At 69.7% G+C, this 2,137-nt stretch carries 3 protein-coding genes; 1 reads left to right on the top strand and 2 read right to left on the bottom strand.

The annotated features are described in order from the left end of the window. Window positions 1-509 (bottom strand): helix-turn-helix domain-containing protein (locus RIM90_RS15620; protein ID WP_309061304.1); only part of this gene is annotated, 509 nt, incomplete at its 3' end. A 123-nt stretch (window positions 510-632) separates the two neighbouring features. Here RIM90_RS15620 and RIM90_RS15615 point away from each other — a divergent pair. Next, on the top strand, window positions 633-1,406 hold the full coding sequence (locus RIM90_RS15615) for an SDR family oxidoreductase (protein WP_309061303.1): 774 nt from the start codon (window positions 633-635) through the stop codon (window positions 1,404-1,406). Between the two features lie 278 nt (window positions 1,407-1,684). Here RIM90_RS15615 and RIM90_RS15610 read toward each other — a convergent pair whose 3' ends face one another. Continuing rightward, a complete protein-coding gene (locus RIM90_RS15610) occupies window positions 1,685-1,873 on the bottom strand; it encodes a hypothetical protein (RefSeq protein ID WP_309061302.1) in 189 nt (62 codons plus the stop codon). Between the last annotated feature and the right edge of the window lie 264 nt (window positions 1,874-2,137).

Here is a 2,137-nt window from a genome sequence, read left to right as displayed (position 1 = left end):
AGCTCGGTCCGTCCGTCGTCCTCGGCCCAGCGCACCAGTGCCGTGTGCATGGCGGCCAGGCAGGCGCCGGCCGCCGCTCGGGCGCGGAACGCCGCGTCGGGATCGGTGGCATCGTCCCCGAGGGCGTCGACGATCGCCTGCTGAAGGGCGTAGTGGTTGTCCAGGTGCCTGGCGCGCAGGGCCGGCGTCGAGATCATGAGCCGGAGGCGGGCGAGCAGGAACTCCTCGCCCGCCGTGGGGTCGTCCGGGCGGCCGCCGCTGGTCAACGTCGCGGCCCCGTCGACGAGCGCACCGCCGATACGGCGGACCAGGGGCTGCGCGGCGGACGAAGCGGCGATCCGCTCAGCGACGAGCGGGCCGTTCTGGTCGACGAGCACCAGGTCTTCCTTCGTGGGGAAGTGCCGGTACACGGTCATGGGCGACACGCCTGCGGCTTCGGCGATGTCGGTCACGGTCGTGGCGTCGTATCCGCGCTCGGTGAACAGTCGTACCGCGAGCGCCTGGATCATGCGCTGCGTCTCCGCTCGCCGTTGTGCTCGCAGTGTTGAGTGCCGACCCGTCATATGGTAGACCCTACCTTATTGATAGTGACTACCAGATTGGTAGTCACTCACAAGGGTGTGGGGTGGGGCATGAGCGGTGTGAACGACCTGGCCGGCAGGACGGCTCTGGTGACCGGCGCGTCGCGCGGCATAGGCCGGGCGATCGCGGTCCGGTTGGCGGCGAACGGGGCCGCCGTCCTCGTGCACTTCGGCGCGGACGAGGTCGGTGCGGCCGCGACGGCCGACGAGATCGGGCGGGCCGGTGGAACCGCGGTCACCGTCCGAGCGGAACTGGGTGTGGAGGACGACGTCGACACACTCTTCGCGGGAGTCGAGGCCGCACTGGCCGGGCGGCCGCTCGACATCCTCGTCAACAACGCGGCGGCTGCGCCCGCCGGCCCTCTCGGGGCCACGACGCGCAAGGAGTTCGACCACCTCTTCGCGGTGAACGTGCGAGCGCCGTACTTCATCATCCAGCGAGCACTGCGCTCGCTCCGCGACGGTGGCCGCATCATTACGATCTCCTCCGTGGCGACCCGGATGGCCAACCCCTCCCAGACCTCCTTCGCCATGACGAAGGGAGCGGTCGAGACGATGAGCATGACCTTGGCCAACGAGCTCGGAGTGCGGGGAATCACGGTGAACGCGGTCGCCCCCGGCGCCACTCGGACCGCGGCCAACGGAGCGTTCTTCGAAGCACCCGGCCTGGCGGAACTCATCGCCGGCACGACGGCGCTCGACCGGCTGGGCAGGCCCGACGATGTCGCCGACGTAGTCGCGTTCCTCGCCTCCGACGCGGCGCGCTGGATCACCGGGCAGGTCATCGACGCAAGCGGTGGCCTGTTTCTCGGACCGCGCGTCTGACCGTGATGACCACTGACCTCGTCATGGGCGAAACGCGCACGTGGCACCACACGCCGTGGATATGGGTGGACCTCACGGCACCCGGTGACGGCGAAGGCTGAGCGTGTCCCCGGCGTGCCCGATCGAGCAGCGGCCGACGGGGAACAGCGGGGAACACCGGTGAGCGTCCCGGAACCGTGCAGGTCGCCGTCTTGCGGGGTCAGCACCCGTCCGCGTACGCGATCTTCCACACTGGTGCTGCTGGACGGGAACTGACGACGTCGCGCATCCGGGCGCACTTACAGATACGTGGAGGCCCACATCAGCACTCCGACCGGGGTGAGCGCGCAGAGGAGACCAGCGGACAGGAACACATAGGCCGAGATCTTGAACGCTTGGTGTCGCTGGGCACGGCAAGCGGCGAAGCAGACGAAGCAGACGATGGCCAGGCACGGCAGCGTAACGAGGAAGAAGCCCAGCGCCGCCACGGTCCCCCCAAGCTGATCGCGCCTCCGTGCAGCACGAAAGTACAGCAACCACCGTGACCGCAGCCGGCCGGCATCGACCCCGGCACCACGGCCGGTCGGCAGAGGACACCTCAACGACCCTCCTGCCGTGGCTCGGGACGAAGAGGCCGTGCCGGACGCGTGCCGGATCGTGCGGGGAACCACGGGGAACACCGGGGAACGAGCCGCCGGCCCACCGGGGACCAGTGCTTCTCCGTCGCAGGTCGGCCCGGCAAGCCAAGTCGC

It is taken from the genome of Streptomyces sp. (assembly GCF_031181555.1).
Taxonomy (GTDB): domain Bacteria; phylum Actinomycetota; class Actinomycetes; order Streptomycetales; family Streptomycetaceae; genus Streptomyces; species Streptomyces fimbriatus.
Note: the sequence above shows the minus strand (reverse complement) of the source record. Positions and strands in the feature narration are given on the sequence as shown.